The 22,306-nt window shown below is 35.5% G+C and carries 21 protein-coding genes and 1 riboswitch; of the genes, 11 read left to right on the top strand and 10 right to left on the bottom strand.

Annotation, left to right across the window (positions count from 1 at the left end; all coding sequences use genetic code 11):
• The first annotated feature begins 66 nt into the window (after positions 1-66).
• The 3 genes from K6119_RS07605 to K6119_RS07595 are packed head-to-tail and all read left to right on the top strand — an operon-like array spanning position 67 to position 782.
• On the top strand, positions 67-306 hold the full coding sequence (locus K6119_RS07605) for a hypothetical protein (RefSeq protein WP_221837651.1): 240 nt from the start codon (positions 67-69) through the stop codon (positions 304-306).
• A gap of 2 nt (positions 307-308) precedes the next feature.
• On the top strand, positions 309-542 hold the full coding sequence (locus tag K6119_RS07600) for a hypothetical protein (protein WP_221837649.1): 234 nt from the start codon (positions 309-311) through the stop codon (positions 540-542).
• A gap of 3 nt (positions 543-545) precedes the next feature.
• The gene (locus K6119_RS07595) at positions 546-782 is read left to right on the top strand and encodes a hypothetical protein (RefSeq protein WP_221837646.1); all 237 of its coding nucleotides are present in this window, start codon (positions 546-548) and stop codon (positions 780-782) included.
• On the opposite strand, the gene K6119_RS07590 is transcribed toward K6119_RS07595, so the two are convergent.
• The 5 genes from K6119_RS07590 to K6119_RS07570 all read right to left on the bottom strand — a co-directional run bounded on the left by K6119_RS07590 (position 779) and on the right by K6119_RS07570 (position 7,218).
• Positions 779-1,687, bottom strand: a complete 909-nt coding sequence (locus K6119_RS07590) for a TIGR01777 family oxidoreductase (protein WP_221837644.1) — start codon at positions 1,685-1,687, stop codon at positions 779-781. The genes K6119_RS07595 and K6119_RS07590 overlap by 4 nt on opposite strands.
• A 78-nt stretch (positions 1,688-1,765) precedes the next feature.
• Positions 1,766-4,468 (bottom strand): methionine synthase, encoded by a 2,703-nt coding sequence (metH, locus tag K6119_RS07585; RefSeq protein WP_221837642.1) that lies wholly within the window; start codon positions 4,466-4,468, stop codon positions 1,766-1,768.
• Between the two features lie 112 nt (positions 4,469-4,580).
• Complete coding sequence (locus K6119_RS07580) at positions 4,581-5,015, bottom strand: preQ(1) synthase (RefSeq protein WP_221837639.1); 435 nt, start codon at positions 5,013-5,015, stop codon at positions 4,581-4,583.
• Positions 5,016-5,019: 4 nt separating this feature from the next.
• Positions 5,020-6,006, bottom strand: coding sequence for a homocysteine S-methyltransferase family protein (locus K6119_RS07575; RefSeq protein WP_221837636.1), 987 nt, complete (start codon positions 6,004-6,006; stop codon positions 5,020-5,022).
• 39 nt (positions 6,007-6,045) lie between these two features.
• Positions 6,046-6,172: riboswitch (SAM riboswitch) on the bottom strand.
• A 137-nt stretch (positions 6,173-6,309) separates the two neighbouring features.
• On the bottom strand, positions 6,310-7,218 hold the full coding sequence (locus K6119_RS07570; RefSeq protein WP_221837633.1) for a ChaN family lipoprotein: 909 nt from the start codon (positions 7,216-7,218) through the stop codon (positions 6,310-6,312).
• Between the two features lie 225 nt (positions 7,219-7,443).
• Here K6119_RS07570 and K6119_RS07565 point away from each other — a divergent pair, with 225 nt between their 5' ends.
• Together K6119_RS07565 and K6119_RS07560 are read left to right on the top strand one after the other, a co-directional pair.
• Positions 7,444-8,781 carry a DUF1800 domain-containing protein gene (locus K6119_RS07565; RefSeq protein ID WP_221837630.1) on the top strand — a complete coding sequence of 446 codons (1,338 nt, stop codon included), beginning with the start codon at positions 7,444-7,446 and terminating at the stop codon, positions 8,779-8,781.
• Positions 8,782-8,809: 28 nt separating this feature from the next.
• A complete protein-coding gene (locus K6119_RS07560; RefSeq protein ID WP_221837627.1) occupies positions 8,810-9,994 on the top strand; it encodes a DUF1501 domain-containing protein in 1,185 nt (394 codons plus the stop codon).
• 1 nt (position 9,995) lies between these two features.
• Here K6119_RS07560 and K6119_RS07555 read toward each other — a convergent pair whose 3' ends face one another.
• The gene (locus K6119_RS07555) at positions 9,996-11,534 is read right to left on the bottom strand and encodes a M61 family metallopeptidase (RefSeq protein ID WP_221837624.1); all 1,539 of its coding nucleotides are present in this window, start codon (positions 11,532-11,534) and stop codon (positions 9,996-9,998) included.
• A gap of 65 nt (positions 11,535-11,599) precedes the next feature.
• On the opposite strand from K6119_RS07555, the gene K6119_RS07550 reads away from it, so the two are divergent.
• Both K6119_RS07550 and K6119_RS07545 read left to right on the top strand, forming a co-directional pair.
• Entirely contained in the window at positions 11,600-13,042 is a 1,443-nt protein-coding gene (locus K6119_RS07550; protein WP_221837621.1) for a T9SS type A sorting domain-containing protein, read from the top strand.
• Positions 13,043-13,123: 81 nt separating this feature from the next.
• Positions 13,124-13,810 (top strand): hypothetical protein, encoded by a 687-nt coding sequence (locus tag K6119_RS07545; RefSeq protein WP_221837618.1) that lies wholly within the window; start codon positions 13,124-13,126, stop codon positions 13,808-13,810.
• Between the two features lie 176 nt (positions 13,811-13,986).
• Here the strand turns inward: K6119_RS07545 and K6119_RS07540 are convergent, their stop codons facing one another.
• Both K6119_RS07540 and K6119_RS07535 read right to left on the bottom strand, forming a co-directional pair.
• The gene (locus K6119_RS07540) at positions 13,987-15,837 is read right to left on the bottom strand and encodes an ABC transporter ATP-binding protein (protein WP_221837616.1); all 1,851 of its coding nucleotides are present in this window, start codon (positions 15,835-15,837) and stop codon (positions 13,987-13,989) included.
• A 57-nt stretch (positions 15,838-15,894) separates the two neighbouring features.
• Positions 15,895-16,077, bottom strand: a complete 183-nt coding sequence (locus K6119_RS07535) for a hypothetical protein (protein WP_221837614.1) — start codon at positions 16,075-16,077, stop codon at positions 15,895-15,897.
• Between the two features lie 327 nt (positions 16,078-16,404).
• Here K6119_RS07535 and rbfA point away from each other — a divergent pair, with 327 nt between their 5' ends.
• From rbfA to K6119_RS07515, 4 genes are read left to right on the top strand one after another with little or no spacing between them, the layout of a single operon-like run.
• Entirely contained in the window at positions 16,405-16,740 is a 336-nt protein-coding gene (rbfA, locus tag K6119_RS07530) for a 30S ribosome-binding factor RbfA (protein ID WP_221837612.1), read from the top strand.
• Complete coding sequence (locus tag K6119_RS07525; RefSeq protein ID WP_221837610.1) at positions 16,741-17,955, top strand: FtsX-like permease family protein; 1,215 nt, start codon at positions 16,741-16,743, stop codon at positions 17,953-17,955.
• On the top strand, positions 17,952-19,976 hold the full coding sequence (gene dpp5 / locus K6119_RS07520) for a dipeptidyl-peptidase Dpp5 (protein ID WP_221837608.1): 2,025 nt from the start codon (positions 17,952-17,954) through the stop codon (positions 19,974-19,976). The genes K6119_RS07525 and dpp5 overlap by 4 nt, the downstream gene beginning before the upstream one ends.
• A gap of 3 nt (positions 19,977-19,979) precedes the next feature.
• Entirely contained in the window at positions 19,980-20,402 is a 423-nt protein-coding gene (locus K6119_RS07515; RefSeq protein WP_221837606.1) for a DUF7793 family protein, read from the top strand.
• On the opposite strand, the gene K6119_RS07510 is transcribed toward K6119_RS07515, so the two are convergent.
• Positions 20,403-21,092: a LytR/AlgR family response regulator transcription factor gene (locus K6119_RS07510; RefSeq protein WP_237828130.1), complete on the bottom strand. Its 690-nt coding sequence runs from the start codon at positions 21,090-21,092 to the stop codon at positions 20,403-20,405.
• On the bottom strand, positions 21,092-22,108 hold the full coding sequence (locus K6119_RS07505; protein WP_221837603.1) for a sensor histidine kinase: 1,017 nt from the start codon (positions 22,106-22,108) through the stop codon (positions 21,092-21,094). The genes K6119_RS07510 and K6119_RS07505 overlap by 1 nt, the downstream gene beginning before the upstream one ends.
• Positions 22,109-22,306 lie beyond the last annotated feature (198 nt).

Raw genomic sequence — 22,306 nt, 5'->3', positions numbered from 1 at the left:
ATTAAGCTAACTGCAATAATTATACAATATACTTAGCTTTTAGTTCATTTTACTTAACTTGCTGCTATGTATCCACTTGAAACCTTTTTTAAAGATTGGCTTTCTGCTATAAAAAGAGTAAAAACACCTATTAAAATCATTATTATCTTTTTTCAATTGACAATTAGTTTCATGACTTTTATGGTATTGGCTTTTGCTTTTGGTTTTGATATTTGGGGATGCTTATTTGGAGGAGTTTTTATTCCTGGGCTGTTATTTTGGGTTCCGGTATTATGGAAACATTGGGAACGAACTGATGGCAATTGATTATGTATTCATTAGAAAATTTTTTCAAGGATTTGTGGAATGCTTTTAAGCGGATTGAAGGAATTATTAAAATTGGTGCATTATTAGGAGCATTGGTTTTCGGAAGTTGGTTCGTAACTATGTTCTATTTTTTCTTTAAAATGGATGGGTTTGACAGTTTTTTCTTTGGATTAATACTTCCTGCTATTTTGATTTTTATTATCCTAATTTGGAAAAATTGGGAAAGAATTGAATAGATTATGTATCCACTAGAACACTTTTTTAAAGATTTATGGAACAGCTTTAAACAAATAGAGGTAAAGCTAAAAGTTATTGTGCTGTACATTCATTTACAAATTGCCGTAATTGTTGGGGTAATTGGAACTTGTTGCTGGGGTATGGATGCTTTTGATGTGATTTTTTACTGTGGATTAATTCCTGCAATTATCATTTGGGGATTATTGCTAAGAAAAAATTGGAAGCGATCAAAGGACTAGTTTTTCAATAAATCTTCTAAACTTTCTTTAAGAGTAGGATGCTCCAATTCAAATCCCTCTTTGACAAACTTATCTCCATTTACTCTACTGCCTTTCAAGATGATGTTGGCCATGTCACCAAAAAGTAGTTTTAAAACAAAGGCTGGAACTTTTGGTGCCCAAAGTTTTTTGTTCAACACTCTAGCAACATTCATTATTAGAGCCTTATTTGTTATATGTTCAGGAGCTGAAATGTTGTAAATGCCTTTGAGATTATCATTTTCAACTGCATACACATAAGCGGATGCAATGTCCTCAATATGAATCCAGGGAACCCACTGTTTGCCTGTTCCAAGGGCAGACCCAATCCCTATTTTTATCGGTTTAGAAATTCTGGGCAATGCCCCTTCATCTCCTAAAACGACGGGCGTTCTCATAATTACCACACGACTGGCAATTTCATTACAAGCTAAGGCAGCCTTTTCCCAGTCAATGGAAACTTCAGCTAAAAAGTCACCTGATGCAGTTGTAAGTGCATCTTCTTCCTTGAATATTTTGTCTGTAGTTACAGTGCCATAGATGCTAACGCCTGAAGCAGATATAAAAGATTGAAGTTGCTGATTACCTAGTTTAGATATTAGTAATTCAATTGCCTTGATGCGGGAGTCATAGATCAATTTTTTTCTTTTGGCATTCCACCTTCCTTCACTTACACTGTATCCTGCTAAATGGATGATGTGATCAACATTGTCTAAAGCGCCGTCCTCAATGATTCCTTTTTCGACATCCCATTTAAAAACAGCTGTATGTTCAACAGGGTTTTTACTTCTTGAAAGTACACGGATATTATAACCCTTTTCTGCCAGTTTAGGGATTAGATGTTTGCCTATTAAACCGGTTCCACCTGTAATTAAAATAGTTTGCATGACCTGAATTTATAAATGATCTGAATGCTCAGAGAGAACTTAACAGTATTTTAACCACTGAAAGTTCATCTTGTTCATTTATTCATCCAAATTTGGATTCAACCATTTTTTCATTTCATCAACCGCTTTGCCTTTTCTTTTAGCTAAACTCTCTACTTGATCCATTTTAATTTTTCCAACACCAAAATAATGTGATTCAGGGTGTGCAAAATACCAGCCACTTACAGATGCTGTAGGTAACATAGCCATAGATTCGGTTAAAGAAACGCCTGTTAATTGAGTTGCATCTAGTATTTCAAACAATCCTTCTTTCTCAGTATGGTCAGGATTTGCCGGGTAACCTGGTGCAGGTCTGATACCACGGTATTTTTCTTTAATCAAATCTTCATTTGACAATTTATCTGTTTCATATCCCCAGAATTCTTGTCTTACTCTTTCATGCATGCGTTCTGCTAAGGCTTCAGCTAATCTATCTGCCAATGCTTTTAAAAGGATTGCGTGATAATCATCATGATCTGCCTCAAATTCAGCAAGTTTTTTCTCAATTCCTATTCCGGCAGTAACCACAAATCCTCCAACATAATCTTGAATCCCGGATTCCTTGGGTGCTACAAAATCTGATACACAAACATTACTTGCTTTTTCAGATTTGTGCAATTGCTGACGCATTCCATATTGAATATGTTTTTTGCCTTCTAATTGAATTTCAATATCGTCATCATTGATGGTGTTAGCCGGCCAAATTCCAATAACTGCTCTGGCTTCTAACCATTTTTCAGCAATGATTTGATCCAACATCTTTTGGGCATCATGGAATAATTTACTGGCTTCTTGACCCAAATTTTCATCCGTTAAAATATCTGGATATTTTTTACGCATTTCCCAGGTGTAAAAGAAGGGTGTCCAATCAATGTAATCTCTTAATTCTTCAATTGAATAATTTTCAAATGATTGTGTTCCAATTAAATTTGGTTTGGCAATATCCTCAGCTTTCCAGTTAATATCAAACTTGTTCTTTCTAGCATCTTCAAGCGATAAGAACTTCTTAAAATCTTTCTTTTTAGCGTAGTTTTCTCTTACTTTCTGATAATCTTCTTTGACATTGCTAACAAAATTGTCTTTTTGTTCCCCTAATAAACTTCCTACTACAGTAACGGATCTTGATGCATCCAATACATGAACTGTTTGTCCTTTGGTATAATTCTCATCAATTTTAACGGCTGTATGAACTTTTGAAGTTGTGGCACCACCAATCAAGAGCGGGATGTTCATGCCTATTCTTTCCATCTCTTTGGCCACATGTACCATTTCATCTAATGAAGGAGTAATTAATCCTGACAATCCAATTACATCTACATTTTGCTCTTGAGCTGTAGCTAAAATCTTTTCAGCAGGAACCATGACTCCCAGATCAATGATTTCATAGTTATTACAACCTAAAACAACACCAACTATATTTTTTCCAATGTCATGCACGTCACCTTTTACAGTAGCGAGCAATACTTTTCCATTGGTTTGGCCGGATTCTTTTTCGGCTTCAATGTATGGCAGTAGGTACGCGACGGCTTTTTTCATTACCCTGGCAGATTTAACAACCTGGGGTAAAAACATTTTTCCTGATCCAAACAAATCACCTACCACATTCATTCCGTTCATTAAATGACCTTCAATTACTTGAATTGGTCTTTCAACTTCATGTCTTGCAGCTTCAACATCTTCATCAATAAAATCCGTAATTCCTTTTACAAGGGCATGTGTGATTTTATCTTGTAATGATTGATTACGCCATTCCAGGTCAACTTTCTTTTCTTTTACATCTCCTGCAACAGTTTCTGCAAAAGCCAATAACCTTTCAGTGGCATCATCTCTCCTGTCTAAAAGGACATCTTCAACATGTTCCAATAGATCTTTTGGAATGTCATCATATACTTCCAACATAGTTGGATTGACAATTCCCATATCTAATCCTTCATTAATAGCATGAAACAAGAATGCTGAGTGCATTGCTTCACGCACTACATTGTTACCTCTGAATGAAAATGAAACATTGGATATACCTCCACTTACATGTGCTCCGGGTAAATTTTCACGAATCCATCTGGTTGCCTGAAAAAAGTCCAAGGCATTTTTACGGTGTTCTTCCATTCCTGTAGCTACAGGAAAAACGTTGGGGTCAAATATGATGTCCTGTGGGGGGAATTTGACTTTGTCAACTAATATGCGATATGATCTTTCGCACATTTGAATTCTCTTTTCGTAAGTATCCGCTTGACCTTCTTCATCAAATGCCATAACAATAACGGCAGCACCGTATTGTTTTATTTTTTTTGCTTGATAAATAAAAGCTTCTTCTCCTTCTTTCAGAGAAATAGAGTTAACTACACTTTTTCCTTGTACACATTGTAATCCGGCTTCAATAATTTCCCATTTAGATGAGTCAATCATTACCGGTACACGAGCAATGTCAGGTTCTGATGCAACCAGATGCAGAAATTTAACCATGGCTTCTTTACCATCAATTAAACCATCATCCATGTTAACATCAATAATCTGAGCGCCTCCTTCAACTTGATCTCTTGCTATGGATAGGGCATCATCAAATTGTTCTTCCTTTATCAATCGCAAAAATTTACGAGACCCTGCAACATTGGTTCTTTCACCAATATTGACAAAATTTGATTCAGGAGTCACGATCAAAGGTTCTAATCCACTCAATTTTAATGGAGGTAATTCACTCCATTTATACTCGTACTTTCCTTTATAATCCGGATGTATACTCATTTTCTAAAATATTCCCTCATTGGAGGTTTGTTCCGATAGCTATCGGAAAAGGGGAGGTTAATGTTGGCAATTTTCAATTTAATCCCCGGTAGAATATTGCCTACTGATTTATTTACATTACAACTTGCCAGGTGTCTTCATTTCCTGTTGAAGCCCAGTCTTTAAATTTCTCTTCTCCTCCACGTGCGGCCCAATCAGAATCAATTGTCAATTTTGAACTGATACCACCTCTAGGATTACAAACCATTGTTATTCTCAATCTTTCCGGTTCGTAAACTTCCATCAATTGATCATAAAAAATGTTGATTAATCTTTCATAAGAAACAACTATGTCTCTTAAGTGATAAGAATACTGTTTCAAAGATTTCAATTCAATGATTTTGTCTTTCGGATAAAAAGTCAAAAATACGGTTGCGAAATCTGGTTGTTCTTGAACACCCAAAAAAGTGAATTCCGGGATTTTAACTTTGATTTCGTAAGCTTCTTTAGTTGGATTTGGTAAGGCAACTAAGATTTCTTTATCTATTTCTTTCCAAAGTTTAGGCATGCTATTATTTATTTAATTGTTTTTGATTTACTAATTCTACCATTGCTTTGATGTGTTCTGGAGTTGTTCCACAACATCCACCTACAATGTTTACTAATCCTTCATCCAAAAATGTGTTGATTTGTTCGGCCATTTTTTCGGGCGTTTCATCATATTCTCCCATTTCGTTTGGAAGTCCTGCATTTGGATGAGCAGATACATAAAAAGGAGCTTTGTTTTTTAATACCTGTAAATAAGGTCTCAAAGCATTTGCTCCTAGAGCGCAGTTTAATCCAACGCTCAAAAGATCCATGTGCTGAATGGAAATTAAAAATGCTTCAGTAGTTTGGCCGGATAATGTTCTTCCACTAGCATCTGTAATGGTTCCTGAAACCATAATTGGCAAGTTGGTTCCCAATTCTTCTTGAATTTCGCTTATCGCCATAAGAGCGGCCTTGGCATTTAATGTGTCTGTTACAGTCTCCACCAGCAATAAATCAGATCCACCCTCAATTAATCCTTTGGCTTGTTCTTTAAAAGCATCTTTTAATTCTTCAAAAGTGATGTTTCTAAAACCGGGATCATTTACATCCGGAGACATGGAAGCTAATTTTGTAGTTGGTCCCATTGACCCAGCAACAAATCTTGGTTTGTCTGGGTTTTTAGCAGTGAATTCATCACAAACTTCACGGGCTATTTTGGCTCCGTGATAGTTGATGTCATAAACAGCATCTTCTAAATGATAATCTGCCTGAGCAACACGGGTAGCACCAAATGTATTTGTTTCAACAATATCCGCTCCGGCATCTAAATAAGCTGCGTGAATTTCTTTAATGATATCAGGTCTCGTCAACACCAATACATCATTGTTGCCTTTTAATTTGGCTTCATGATCTTCAAACCATCCTTTTCTAAAATCATCTTCATCCAGTTTGTAGCGTTGAATCATGGTTCCCATGGCTCCGTCTAGCACTAGAATACGGTGTTTCAATGTTTCTCTAATATCCGCCATAAGCGTAATTATGTGTAGGACCGGTATGTTTGTGATCTCAACTTATATTACATCCGCAATAGCTTCAGTAGGAATTGGCACCTTATCCTTTTGATTCCGAGGGCTCTCGATCGGGTAGGTTGCCAAGGTTTCACAGGGCCGGTCCCTCCACCTTTCTTTATAAGTTTAACTTAGAACTGGGTACAAAGGTATAATGGATTTTTTTATTTACAAAGTCAATTGAGATATAGATAAAATATTAGCACAAAAAAACTCCTGATGAATTTCATCAGGAGTCAATACTTTATAGTTGCAAGGGTGTTTTTAATATGATTTTGGAACTTCAGGATCACTGAAAATCAAATATTCACCATTTTTCTTGTATTCTGTGATGTCAACTTTTGGGAAGTTTTCTGCACTTCCGTCTAAAGAAACAACAACAACTTTGATATTTGGATCAAACTCCTTTAGCCTTTCAACTATTCCAAAATGCTCATCTACATGAAATCTTCCAACTAAATGTAAAATCTTTGAATCTGGCTTTGCCTGCAATTTTTGGTAAATAGAATATGCCATTGTAGCATCCCACAATGATTGACCAGGAATCATATCATAAGAAGGTTTTGAATCAGGATTTGAAGGATCGTGTCCCATCAAAGCATCCAATTTTGCTTTATATGCTCCGCTTGCCAAGGTATAGGGTAGTGGAGCCAATGCTTCTTTTGCTTTTTCTGATAATTTCATTAAGCCATCTAAACCATGCTTTGTGGCAACATTTACATATCTGAAAGGAGCATTGGCACAAATAACAGCCAATCCTTTTTCCTTAGCAAACTCAACCATTGGAGCATAATCTTTGTAATTACTCCATTTTCTTGAGTCTTTTAAAAAGTAAGATTGTTTGATTAGCCCTTGAAGGTATTCATCCATGATGTATTGAACATCTCTGTCAAACATCTCCATTGATAAAACTGCTTTTTCTCCATAAGAATCAAACATCAATTTAAATAACATCAATTGTAATTGATGTCCAATTGAATCATTGTGCTCTTCTCCAAAAAAGATAACGTCAGCATCTTTTAATTCATCCACAATATCTTGAGGTTTGGCTTTTTTGCCTGTTTCACTTGAAAATATTGCATAGTCCTTTTTTGAAATAACTACTTCTGTTTCTTGTGCAAATCCAGATGAGATGACTAATAAGGTGAAAAGTAAAAAGCTTAATTTTTTCATGGTATACGTCTTTTAATTCAGCCTGAAGCTATTCTTTTTTTTCGAATTTCATCTAAGACAAATGTATAAAAGGAAAGTTTGGGTTTGTTAAATCGTTTGAGTAAGTAATAGTGTTGGATAAGTGGTTCAATTTGAATTGATTTTGGCCCTATAATTGAGTTTGATTGAAGAAAGGAAATTTAAACCTTTAAAAGTTTTAGGGGTCAAACATTCAAATCTCGAACTATGAAACCGACAATCTCACATTTATATCACTTACATGCCAGGGCAGAGTTTTTTGCTCATCACAATGATATTAAACTTACCTATAGTATCGAACAGGCGGTTGATCAAATCTTCAAAAATCAAAAGGTAGAAGATATTGATTACAACCTACCAAGATGGGATCCGGAACAAAACAAAAAACAGTCGGATAAGAAGAAAAAGGAAATGCGCAAAACCTGGAGAGGTCATGTTAGAGCGATCAATCACTTATGGTTAAAGCAAATGATGGAGAATGATAAAGGTTTGGTAGAAAAGATGACATTGTTTTGGCATGGGCACTTTGCTTGTAGAACGGTTGATAATCCTTATTTGACCTTAGAGTTAAATTCTATTTTAAGAAAGAATGCCTTAGGTAGCTTTAGAGATTTGCTATATGGTGTGTCTAAATCAGCAGCCATGATTGGATATCTCCATTTAAGACAAAACAAAAAAGATCAACCAAATGAAGATTTTGCCAGAGAACTTTGTGAATTATTCACTTTAGGTAGAGATGTTGATTACACTGAGAAGGATGTTACAGAAATTGCGAGGGCATTTTCAGGATGGACAACAGACTTAAAGGGTAATTGGCTAGTTCGTCCGCGAATTCATGATGAGGGAGAGAAAACCATTTTTGGTAAAACAGGAAATTATGGTGGTGAAGATGTGCTTGAAATGATCCTGGAAAATAAAAACACAGCAAAGCACATTGCTGCAAAAGTGTACAGGTTTTTCGTTCAAGAATTGGTGAATGAAGATCATTTGAATGAGTTGGCAGATGTGTTTTACAAATCAAATTATGACATCACTGCCATGATGAAACACCTTTTTAAATCAGAATGGTTTTATCAAAGCAAAGGCAAAATAATTAAATCTCCCATTGAATTTATGGTGAGTATGGGAAAGATGTTTGAGTTGAAATATCCTGAGCAAAAAACAACTGAGGCACTCCAGAGATATTTAGGTCATGTATTATTTGATCCTCCAAATGTGGCAGGATGGCCAGGAGGAAGACAATGGATAGACGCCAGTAGATTGGCTCTAAGATTAAGATTGGGATCTCTGATCATCAACAAAGGTTATGTGATGGATGAATTGAGTCCAGAGTTAGATGAAATGATAACATCAAAACAAAAGAAAAAGGACATTAAGTTTTTTGAAGAAGTAGATTGGAATAAATTCTTCGATAAAAATAAAGATGCCAACATCTTTGATTTACTTGTAAGAAGTGATAATCCTGATTTACATTCAAAATATAAGGTACATGAAATGAAGACGGTTTTGCACTTAGTAAGTACACCTGATTTTCAATTGACCTAAGATACTTGCTACTCAATACTAACCAACTATGAACAGAAGAGAATTTTTAAAGAGAACCGGAATAATCACAGCAGGGACTATTATGATTCCGTCGTTTTTGCGCGCCAACATGTTTTCTGCAAAGTTGATGTTGTCCAAAAAACGACTGGTGGTTATTCAACTGAGTGGAGGTAATGATGGTTTAAATACAGTTGTCCCTTATGGATTGGATGGATATTATAACAACCGCTCAGGAATAGGAATTAGTGCAGAAGAATTATTAAAAATCGGAGATCAATTTGGTTTTCATCCAAAATTAGCCGGATTACATGATCTGCATGAAAAAGGATTATTGGCCATTATCAATTCAGTTGGGTATCCAAATCCCAACCGATCACATTTCAGATCAATGGATATTTGGCATACAGCATCAGATTCAAATGAATATAAAACGACAGGTTGGTTAGGTAGATATATGGACAGTAATTGCCATAATGCCTATGAGGGAATTGAAATAGGAGGGCAGCTTTCTTTGGCTATGAAAGGTCAAGAACAATCTGGCATTGCTTTAACCAATCCAAAGGCATTTTACGACACCATTCATTCAGATTTTTTCAATGAATTGGGAGATCCGGTAACTGAGAATGGTGAATTGAATTATTTGTACAAGGTGTTTAACGATACAAAGAATTCAGCCAAGTATATTTTTGATCAATACAAATTGAAAAACAATCCTGCCTTATACCAGGGAGCACAATTTGGGCAACAGTTAAAACAAATTGCAACTTTGATTAAGTCTGATATTCAAACGCCTGTATTTTATACTTCACTGGGTGGCTTTGATACGCACGTTAATCAACCATTTGCGCAAAGCCGCTTATTTGAGCAATTAAATGGAGGAGTAACCTCATTTATTGAAGATTTGGAGAAAGATGATTTGATGAAGGATACTACGATTGTAATATTCTCGGAATTTGGAAGAAGATTAAAACAAAACGCTAGTAGGGGCACAGATCATGGAGCTGCTAATGTGATGTTTGTTATTGACAAAGATTTGGAATCATCTGCTATTAAGCAATACAATCAAATTGATTTGGAAGATTTACAGGACGGTGATCCAAAATTCAAGGTGGATTTCAGATCTGTCTACCAGGAGATGTTGGCAAAAACCTTAGAAGTAGATGCCGAAAAGGTACTGGGTAAAAAGTTTAATAATTTGGGCTTATGGGGGTGATTTACTTCCCCATCCATTTGTCTCTTAAAGCAACTGCGCCTTTGTCATCATTGTTTACTTTGAACTCGCGCTTGCTACCGTATTTTGTTTTTTCCTCTGTGTAATCTACACCGATATATTTAAAATATTTAGCGTAATCCAAAGGCTCTAAACCTTCTACATGATCAGTGAAAAACTGCCTGATTGATGGATAGGTCATTTCTGTAATTATATCAAATAATTTATCGTCTTCAAATGATTTTGTTGGTCCGAATTTTAGGCTGAGGTCATGCATTAATTTTTGGGTTCCGTAGGCTCCATTTGACAAATGTCTCAACTCTAAATCCAGGCACAGTGAAATTAATGCTCCTTTGAGGTAAACATTCTGCAATTCTCCATGATATTTATCTAACATGCCTTCTGAAATTTCAGTAAACGGAACCTTGTTGTTGTAGCCTTTTGCACCTGAAATTTTACTTTTAATGGTGCCTAAAAAATCTTTTAAGTTGACGATTCTTCCGCACAACTGTGAGTGATGAGATGCATATTCGGTCATTCCTTCATACATCCACAAATGTTTTGACATTTCAGGGTTGATGTAGTCAAATTCTCCAATTTCTTTGCTGTGAATATTCAATGGTGTGATGATGTGTAAAAACTCATGAGCAGCTATGTGATTAATATTTTCTGTTAATGAATTCCCTTTCATGAAGCTGGGTAAGTAAAAGAAAGATGATTTTGAATGTTCTAACGCGCCATAACTACTCATAAATCCACCGCCAACAAGGGTTATGATAAATGCATAATTTTTTACCGGTAAACTGTCTCCTAAATAGGCGTGTTGAGCCATCATCAGTGGTTTGATGTCTTTCATTATACTTTTAGCAAGGTTCTTTTCTTCTTTTTTGTAAACAGAAACCAGTACTTGTGTATTTCCAATCATCACTGAAATAGTATCCGGCACACAATACATCATAGGTGAATCTGCCAGCTCATGATATGAATTAGAAAAAAAGTAATCTGTAGAATCATTGGCAGTAGATCTCAATAATGAAGTAGAGCCGTACAATTTTTTAGGATGTTTAATGATTATGTCGCAAGGTGATTTTTCATATCCTTTTAGATAACCGAAAATACCAAAGGTGTTGAGTACAAAAAAGTCTTCTTCAAAATTGGTGCCTGCTGGTTCAAAAATGCTTTCCTTTATTTCTCTCGTGTTCCAGGTATCATCTACCCAATATGATATTGATTTAAGTTTTTTAGCATTGATGATTTTCCAAGAATTCTTGTCTAATCGTTCAACTTTTAATGTGTCACCTTTTTTATCCAAGGCAACAATGTCGTGGGCAAATGAACCATAATTGTGAATGGAATAGGTGCCGGGAACTACTTTTGGTAAGTGAAAAACAACTTCATCTTGTTTGATTTTAGGAATGTTGAATTTTACTTTTAACCTGTCATCTTTGTACTGCGTAAGATCCAGTTCATAATTGAAGATTACTTTGCCGGCATGGGCAAAATTCAACATCAAAGTAAAAAGTATGATAAGTTGGGTTTTCATTGCTGATTTTGATAGGGTCAACAAAGATGCATAAAAATCCATAACTTTACTGAAACTGAACTGATATGAAACAATTGCTTACCTTATTTTCTTTTGTACTCACATTGAGCATTAATGCGCAAACATTTTCAACCAATACGCCAATAAATGTAGCTACCGGGATGGGGAATTATCACCCTGAATTGGAATTGTTGAGTGACGGAACTCCGGTTGTTTTGTGGACAGATATCAATAGTTTTAATCTGTATTTTGCCAAGCATAATGGTGTAGACGCATTTGATACACCAATTCAGTTGAATCCTACAGGAACAGATGTGCAAGCTTATACCTGGAGTGGGCCCGGGATGGAAATAGAGGGTAATAATATTTATGTTGCTTATCATTCATATGGTGTGCAAACAGGTCATATATATTTCACAAAGTCTACTGATAATGGTGCTAATTGGTCTGATACTGTGCGTGTAGACAATGTTGCAGACGGTTATGCTCAGTTTCCGGATATAGCTGTTTTTCAAGATACACTTTGGGTAGTTTTATTAGATCATGATGCAAGTGGTTTGAATCCTCATTACAGAGTTACCAGATCAACAGATGGAGGAGCTACCTGGGAACCGGATGTTTTAGCAAGTGAGTTATGGCCAGGAGAGTCTTGTGATTGTTGCGAGCCTGAAATAATTGTGGATGCAGAAAGAGTAATAATTGTTACACGAAATAATGATAATAATGTCCGTGAAATGAAGGCCACTGTTTCATATGATAGAGGTCAAACTTTTACCGATACTTATTCAGTTGATGATCATGGCTGGACCATTGCTTCATGCCCAAGTGTTGGAGCGGATGCAGATTTTTTAAGTGCTACGCATTCTGTAACTACTTATCGTACCATGGTAGGAACTGATCCTAAAATATTCTTGGTGGATTATGATTTAGAAGGAGACAGTATTTATTCAGAGGTAGACGTCTATGCTGCTTCAAGTGCCAATACAATTTTAAATTATCCGCAATTAGATTATGCAAATGGAGTGTTAGGAATTGCTTGGGAAAGTGTAGGAAATGGGATAGATGTTTATATCAATGCTTCATCAGTTGGTGTGGACGGAATTGATCCAAACAATGCATTTAATTTGACAGATGTTACTGGGACACAAAACAAACCTAGTATTGCTGTAGGTACAGATGTGTTTCATATTGCCTACATGGATTCAGATGGTAATAATGTGAAGTACGTTCAGGCAAGTTACCTGGCTGGTACAGCTACAGAGAATTTGGCTGCTCAAATCAGTGTTTATCCAATTCCTGCGGAAGATAAAGTCACTATTTCATTTGTGAATGAAGAGCAAAATTCATTTACTATTGACGTTTTTGACATGACAGGAAGAGTAATTGAGCAAATTACAGGGAATGGAAATCAAGTAATTCTGGATTGTCAAAACTATCAGTCGGGAACATATTTATTCAATTTAAATTTGAATAATCAACTGAATCAGGGCAGGTTTGTAATTGAATAATCAGAGACGTTTTATATGTCTTCAGGTAATTTTTATTTATTTCTTGAGCGCAATAGGTATGTAATTATCCAAGTTGTATTTATGCTGCTTTTTGCATTTATAACGCCTATGATGGCAGATGATGTGCGAGAAGTAATGAAGTATGATCAGAAGGTTATTTACTTAGGGATTTTAGGTTTTATAACCATTTTGGCTGACACCTTTGGAAGTATTTTAAAAAGTAAACAATTAAGAGAAGATTATTACCGCAGTACCAGAACAAAAGCAATTGGTAGATATTTTGTGATTTTCTGGATTTTCAGAGCGGCTGTAATGTCGTTTGGAGCTATGATTGCTGTAAGAAGTTTTATAGGTGATCAAGACCCTAAAGAAGTTCCATGGGCCATGACAATTGTAGTAATTGAAGCTTTGAGGTGGTTAGTGATGGGATTTGTGATTTTCTACTCAATGTCAGAAGGGAAAAGAGTGGATGTAAGTAACCGAAGCATCTTTATTGGTGATGTGCTGATTATGTTCAGCAGTTTGTTTTATCTGACTGCTATGTGGATTAGTATTGCTTTCAAGTACAAGCTAAGTGAGCTCAATAAATCTGAATTGGCTGAGCATTTTATTGCAGGCTTTGTTTTGTTTTTGATGATTTATGTTCCTGCTACATTTTATCAAACGTTGGAGTCATTTGTTAGATCAAATAAAAGTTCTGAAAAATGGCTTTTTTGGTTGGGGATAGTGTTTACAGGAATGGCGGCTTTGACTTTGCCGTATATTTAAATAATGAAGGGAATCACCTTAGAGATGTTCCCTTCTATCTTCAAGATGTCGATTCACTTTGTTTTGGTTAACCCCTGTGGTTAGAGGGTTGTACAAATACATCAAGGAAGATATTTATAATAGTAATATACTAATAAAAATAGATTTTCCCAAGTTTTAAGAAAAATAAATATGGCTTAGATCACTTGCTGTATCTGGCATAGCGACTTGTAGTAGCCGTTTTTATCGATCAATTCTTGATGGGTTCCTTGTTCCACAATTTGCCCTTTTTTCAATACGATTATCTGGTCGGCATCACGGATGGTACTTAAGCGGTGAGCAATGATTAAAGAAGTACGACTTTTCATCACATTGTCCAATGCAGATTGTACCAATTTTTCAGATTCAGTATCCAAAGCTGAGGTTGCCTCATCCAATATCATAATTGGTGCATTTGACAATACAGCTCGAGCAATTGAGATTCTTTGTTTTTGACCGCCGGACAATTTGTTTCCGCCATCTCCAATGTTGGTTTCGTAACCTTTTTCGGTTGCCAAAATAAATTCATGTGCATTGGCAACCTTGGCTGCAGCTTCTATTTCTTCTTGAGTAGCTTCAGGGTTTCCGAAAGCAATATTGTTGGCAATGCTGTCATTGAATAAAATTGATTCTTGCGTAACAACAGCAATCAGTTTACGCACATCTTCTTTATTCATGTCTTTTACATTGATGTCATCAATTTTTACTGCACCTGATTGCACGTCATGAAAACGCGGAATTAAGTCAGATATGGTAGATTTTCCTGATCCAGATTCACCTACTAAAGCAACAGATTGACCTTTTTTAATCTCAAATGAAATATGATTCAGTACAACATCTTCTGAATAGGAGAATACAACATCATCAAATTGAATGCTGCTATTAAAATCTTCTTTTTTAACAGGATTAGAAGGATTGACAATTTTGTCTTCTAAATCTGTGATTTCATTGATACGCTCAATTGAAGCAGAAGCTTTACTCATAAATGCCATTCCGTTAGCAAAGCCTGATACTGGACGCATTAATTGAGAAAATACAATGATATACGTGATAAATTCCTGACCGGACATTGCGTTGGTATCTCCCGGGTTACCATCTAAAATGATGCTTCCACCATAATAAACGATTGATACCAAAACACATGCTCCTAAAAACTCATTTAAAGGAGAAGATAAGTCTCTTTTTCTAAAAGCACGAGTGGCAATTTTTTGGTGGTGATTGTTTTCCTTGTCAAATCTTGTCAAAGCCAATTTCTCTGCCGTAAATGCCTTGATGATTCTAACCCCTCCCAATGATTCTTCAATTATTGAAAGTAAAACACCCATTTGTTTTTGACCTTTAGAAGAGGTTCTTTTTAAACTTTTTCCTATCCTAGAAATTACCAAGGCGGAAACGGGTAATAAGATGAGTGAGAATAAAGTAAGGTCTGTACTGAAATAAAAGAGAGCTCCAAGATTGATGGCAATTGAAATAGGTTCTCTAAAAATCATTTCAATGGCAAATACAACGGCAATTTCAATTTCATTTAAATCTGAAGTCATTCTGGACAACAAATCTCCTTTGCGCTCTTCAGAATAATATGAAAGTGGTAGGTGAATTGATTTGACAAAAAGTTGTTGTCTCAAATCTCTAACTACCGCCATTCTCATGAATGATTTAAAGTAAATGGCCGCATATCTAAAGAGGTTCTTTAAAAAGAAAGCAATTAAAACTGTAAAACACACAAATGCCAAGGCTGCAGATTCTCCTTCATTTATGATGTACTGAGCCATTTCATGATTGTACCAATCAGTAATATAAGTGATGATATTTTCTTTGGTTTCCCAGTTTGGTGCAGGTACATTGACTAATGAGGCATCATCTTTGTCAAAAATCAACTTTAAAAATGGTACAAATAGAATAAGAGATACCAAGTTAAAAATGACAAATAGTAAGTTGAAAATAATTACCAATACTGCCGTTGATCGGTGTAAAAAAGACAGTTTTAATATTTGCCAAAATGCTTTCACGAACTACAAAAGTAGAATTAATCGGCTAAAGCAATTCAAGAAAAGAGATTATCTATCCTAGTTTATAGATTCGTGCTGATCATCCAATATTGGAGATTCAATTTCAGCATCATTTATTGTTTGATCCTCAGTTGATTTTGTTTTATCTGAAGGGTTGTTGCATTTATCATAAACGCAAGCCGGTGGAAGAGCAAGTAATACTACAAATATTACACCTATTAGGATCCAAAGTTTTTTCATGTTGAGATGCTTGTTTTGTACAAAATTAGACGATTTACTTTGAATAGTATTACACCGTTCAAAAATACTTGCTACTAGTATGTTTCTGGCGAAGGGATAGAATGGGCGTGTGGGTCATTTCGTCCCGAGTGTTCGGGATGAGAAATCAGAGGGTTGGCTGTTGAAGCCTTAAAGGCGACTAATGATAGCCCGCTTTGCTCAATGAAGCATTTTGAATGCTGAGGTGTGCAAAGGCCCCAAATAATTATTAATCACAATTAACTCTACCACTTACTTTAAATATTGACAGATGATTTTTGAGTACATTTGTTTTACTAAATTCAGTACATGTCCATTAGATTAAAGAAAATTGAGTCCGTTTTACAACAAGAGTTGAGTAGTATTTTTAGAGAACGCGCCAGAGATTTGTGCAAAGGTGCCATGGTTTCTGTTACCGTTGTTAAAGTGGCTCCAGACTTGTCATTTGCCAAAGTTTACATTTCTATTTTTGGTGGTGCTGATAACAAAGAAACTTTTGAAAGCATTAATGCCGGTAAAGCCGAAGTTCGTTATGAATTAGGTAAAAGATTAGGCAAAACAATGCGAAGAATTCCTGAATTGTCATTTGAAATTGACGATTCTCTCGATTACGCAGAAGAAATAGACAGATTGTTGAAAGAATAGATGGGCTCTACTTTTTTCATAGCCAGGAGATACTTATTCTCAAAAAAGTCGCGCAATGTAATTAACATCATTTCAGGTGTTGCCGTGTTTGGAATAGCCATATCTACTGCAGCATTAATTATACTATTGTCGGCCTTTAACGGAATAGAAAATTTAGTGATTACGCTATTTAGCACATTTGAGCCTGATATAAAAATTGAGGCGGTTGAAAGTAAAACATTTGATCCTTCTTTTATTCCGGATGAGGTTTATCAGGTAGACGGAGTGGTTGATTACACACAGGTGTTGGAGGAAATTGTGATCATCAAAAATGAGGAGATGTTTGTGATTGGTTCTGTTAAAGGAGTGGAGGAATCTTTTTTGGAAATGTCTGAAATGGATGAGCACTTATTAGATGGAGAAAACACAATTTATCTAGGAGATGTGCCTGTTGGATTAGTAGGATTTGGAATACTGGAAAGTGTTGGAGGATATATTTTTCAGTCTGATTTTCCGCCGGAGAATTTTACTATTTACTCACCTAATAGAAATGAGAAAATTTCAAGGAGAAATGTAGATGCCTTTACAACTTCTACTATTCCAATAGTTGGAACTTTTAGCTTTAATAATGAAGTGGATGAAACTTATTTGGTTGTACCAATTGAATATGCACGCGAAATATTGAATTACAAAAATGAAGTAAGTGCTATTGAAATGAAGTTTGAAGAGGGGTATGATTTGGAAGAAGTAAAGGAAGAGTTGATGGCGATAATTGGTCCGAGTTTCAAAGTAAAAACCAATTATGAACAAAATGAGTTGACCTATCAAACCAGTAAAAGTGAGAAACTGATTACTACTTTGTTGTTAGCATTTATTTTCTTCCTGGCTACATTTAATATGATTGCTTCAATTACCATGTTGGTGATTGAAAAGAAAAAGGATATGCAAACATTGTTCTCTTTGGGAGCTAGAAAAAATCAGTTAGAACGTATCTTTTTTTATGAAGGATTGATGATTAACGGGCTTGGTTTGGCCATTGGATTGATATTAGGGTATGGCATTTGCTTGCTGCAACAATATGTAGGTTTAATTAGGATGGAAGGGAATGTTGTAGAGTATTTTCCGATTGTTTTTAAATTAGACGACCTATTAGTTATTTTAGGAATTACAGCCATATTTGGTGTGATGGCAGCATATTTGCCAAGTAAATTTTTAATAAAAAGAATATTGAAATGAGAAATCTGTTCACTTTACTAGCAGTGATTTTTGTATCGCTAACTTTTGCCCAGGATAGAATGACTCCTGAGTTGTTGTGGGATTTGAAACGAGTTGGAGGTCCACAAGTTTCGCCGGATGGAAAAAAGTTGATGTACAGTATCAGAAAGTACGATTTGAAAAATAACAAATCAAGTTCAGATTTATTTGTTGGTGAATTGGGATTACCAGCTAAGCAAATTACCCATTCTGCGGCTACAGAAGCTAATGCTTTATGGTCAAATGACGGACAGAAAATTTACTATTTGGCTGCTGCAGATGAAGGGATGAATGTTTTTGAGATGAGCTGGTATGGTAAAGATGTTAAGCAAGTTTCTTTTGTTAAAGGAGGAATGAATGGATTTAAAATTTCACCAGACGGAAAGCGCTTGTTGTACATTGCTGATGTTAAAATGAATAAAGTGAGCGGAAGCGAATATCATCCTGATATGGATAAATCTGATGTTCGAATTTATGACAATTTAATGTATAGACACTGGGGTTCATGGGAAGATGGGTTGAGATCGCACATTTTTGTAGCTGACATTGTAGAAGGAAAAGTAAGTGATGCCGGAATTGATATCATGGAAGGAGAAGATTTTGATTCGCCTTTAATGCCTTTTGGAGGAATGGAAGAGATTACTTTTTCACCGGATTCAAAAAAGATTGTTTATGTGTGCAAAAAGAAAGTAGGTAGGGATTATGCAGTTAGTACCAATTCTGATTTGTACCAATACGATATTATTTCAGGAAAAACTATCAATCTAACTCCTGATAATAAAGGGTATGATAATTCGCCGATTTTTTCTCCTGACGGAAGAAAGTTGGCCTGGTTGCAAATGAAGGAAGATGGATTTGAAGCTGATAAAAATGACATTATTGAAATGGATTTAGAATCAGGTGAAACAACCAACTTGACAAAAGATATGGATATAACGGTTTCTGCTTTTGCATGGGGACCAAAATCTGACTATATCTATTACAGATCATCTACAGAGGCAACCTATCAAGTATACGAGTATCACATAAAGTCAATGAAAAGCAGACAGGTGACGGATGGAATTCACAACATTACTTCATTTGAGGTGGTTGGAGATAAAATTGTTGCCGGAAAACAATCAATGAATCACCCTACAGATTTGTACATGTATGATATCAAATCAGGTAAAGAAACGCAATTGACTGATGCCAATAAGGAAATTTATGACAAATTAAAAATTGGAAAAGTTGAGAAAAGATGGGTAGCTACAACCGATAATAAGAAAGAGTTAGTTTGGGTGATATTTCCTCCTGATTTTGATGAGACAAAAAAATATCCTGCATTGCTTTATTGTCAGGGAGGGCCACAGTCTACCGTGAGTCAGTTTTTCTCATATAGATGGAATTTTCAGTTAATGGCGGCGAATGATTACATTATTATTGCGCCAAATAGAAGAGGTTTACCTGGATTTGGGCAAGAATGGAATGATGCCATTTCAGGAGATTGGGGAGGTCAACCAATGGATGACTATTTGTCTGCAGTTGATGAGATTAAAAAAGAACCTTATATAGATGAAAGTAATATTGGGGCAATTGGTGCTTCTTATGGAGGTTATTCGGTTTATTACTTAGCCGGAATTCATGAAAAAAGATTCAAAACCTTTATCTCACATTGTGGATTGTATAACCTTGAAAGTTGGTATGGAACAACAGAAGAATTGTTCTTTGCTAACAAGGATATAGGAGGTTCATATTACGGAGAAAAGATTCCTGAAAACTACATTAAAAATTCGCCGCACAGAAACGCACATAAATGGGATACGCCAATGTTGATCTTTCACGGAGAAAGAGATTACCGCGTTCCTTTGAACCAAGGAATGGAGGCGTTTCAAGTTTTACAGTTAAAAGGTATTGACTCAAAATTGATTACTTTTCCGGATGAAAACCACTGGGTTTTATCACCTCAAAATGGTGTGATATGGCACAGAGAATTTTACAGTTGGTTGGATAAACACCTGAAATAATTAATGACTCACTCACCAAAAGAAATACTTAGAGATAAAGTTTGTTCAGATATTCATGATTTAGGAGGCGTACTGGTTTATATGATAGAGCCAGGTATTTTGGTTTCTGAGTATTATGAAGATATTGAACTGAATCTTCCCTTGGCTAAAAAGATCAATGAATTAGCTGCGGAATTAACAGGAGGAAAAGCTGTGCCGCAACTATTTTTGGCATGTGTTGGACAAACTGTTACCAAAGAAGTACGAGATTGGAGTGCGGCTGAACTATCAAACAAATACACATTGTGTACGGCAGTTGTTTGCAATACCTTGGCACATAAAATTATAGGTAACTTTTTTATAAAGATTCAGAGACCTCCAAGACCATCAAGAATGTTTGCAACCATAGGGGAGGCAAAAGAGTGGGTACTTACTTTTATTCAGTGATTAAAAAACTTCCTCTACTACCTTTTCCTTGTAAGATTGACCTATCGGAATTGTCTTTTCTTCAATTACTAATCCGTTTCCTTCAAGTGCTTCTACCTTGTCCTTATTTACGATATAGGATTTATGACAACGAATAAAAATGCTGGATGGTAAACTCTCCTCCAGTTTTTTAAGAGACATTAAAGCAGTGATCCTTCCGGTAGGAATATGAAATGAAACATATTCTCTTTGACCTTCAATAAATTTGATGTCTTTGTATTGAACCTTGTATAATTTGTGATCAGCCTTAATTGTGAGATAGTCCTTTTTAAGTTTTACTTCTTTCTCAGAACTGTGGCTATCCAAATGGTCTTTTGCTTTATTTACTGCCGCTAGAAAACGGTCAAATGCAAAAGGTTTTAATAAATAATCAATCGCATTTAGCTCAAACCCCTCTACAGCATAATCTTCGTAAGCTGTGGTGAAAATCACCATGGGTGGATTTTGTAGGCTTTTTACTAAGTCTGTTCCCAATAACTCAGGCATTTGAATGTCTGTAATTAATAAATCAACTTCCTCATTTTGTAAAATTTCTCCCGCTTCAATTCCGTTTTTACAGCTAGCAACTAATTCCAAAAAAGGAACTTTCTCTACATAGCTTTCTATAAGGTTGCGGGCTAATTTTTCATCATCTGCAATTACACATTTCATCAGCTTAGATCTAATTCGAGTTTAACTTGGTAAGTGTTTGTGTCTTGTTTAATGTTCAGTTTAAATTTTCCTGAATAAATTAAAGATAGTCGTTTCTTCACGTTTTCCATTCCTACGCCTCCAATGCCGTCTTTTTTTCCTGGACTCAAAGTAGCACTGTTACTAATGTCCATAATTAATTGTGTCCCTTCTGTGTGTAGATCAATTTTAATCCATCCCTTTTGTTTGTCTTCAAAGTTGGAATGTTTAAAAGCATTCTCAATAAAAGGGAGTAAAAGCATGGGCGCTATCTGTAAGTGATCAGGATCTTTTTCAATGTGGATGTCCAGGTTAGATTGGTCATCATCTTTTAACATTTGAAGCTGAATGAAGTTGTTGATTTGTTTTAGTTCTGATGCCAGACTTACTTTGTCTTTTTCGCTTTCGTATGTAACAAATCGCAATATTTCTGAGAGCTGTAATATGGCATCCCCTGTTTTGTCAGATTTCATTTGAGACAATGAATAAATGTTATTCATTGAGTTGAATAAAAAATGGGGGTTGATTTGAGCTTTTAATGCTCTGTTTTCTGCTTCAGCCATTTTTGACTGCAGTTCAAGACTTTCTTCTTTTTGTTTCTGCAATAAGTATGATTTCCAAATAAGGGCACTAATCACAAAAGGAGGGACAGATGCCATTAATCTTCCAAAATAAATCATGTGAATGGGTCTGTCATCCAAATGAGGAAGTGTCCAGTTTTGACTTTTTACTACCAAATAATCGGCATGACCAAAGAAAACTACGTGTAAAATGACAATTGCAATAATCCAAAGCCAATACCTTCTTTTGTTGTTATTGTTGAGGAATTTGGGAGATAGCCACAACAAATTGATGTAAAACATAAAAAAAAGTGGTACTGAAAGTAACGAAACACGAACAATGGCCGTCTCAACATCAGTGCTCTCAGTAGTAAGCCAAAATAACAGCAATGTTAGGGCTAACCAAATTATTAATGAATGTTTGACATATGTTTTCACAATTCAAAGCTAGTAAGCAATTTCAGTATTCAGAAATCGCTTCAACCAAAAATGATTTTTTATCAATTAAACATCTGTGTTCATCAAACAGTAGGTAATTGAGATTGTAAAAATTGTAGTTGTAATTATTATTCACCTTTCATTGATAAATTTTAGCATTTCATAGATAGTCAATAAAGAATTAATAGATAATTATCA

This window comes from Paracrocinitomix mangrovi (assembly GCF_019740355.2).
Classification (GTDB): Bacteria; Bacteroidota; Bacteroidia; order Flavobacteriales_D; family Crocinitomicaceae; genus Paracrocinitomix; species Paracrocinitomix mangrovi.
The sequence above is the reverse complement of the archived record's forward strand: the minus strand, read 5'-3'. Positions and strand labels throughout refer to the sequence as shown.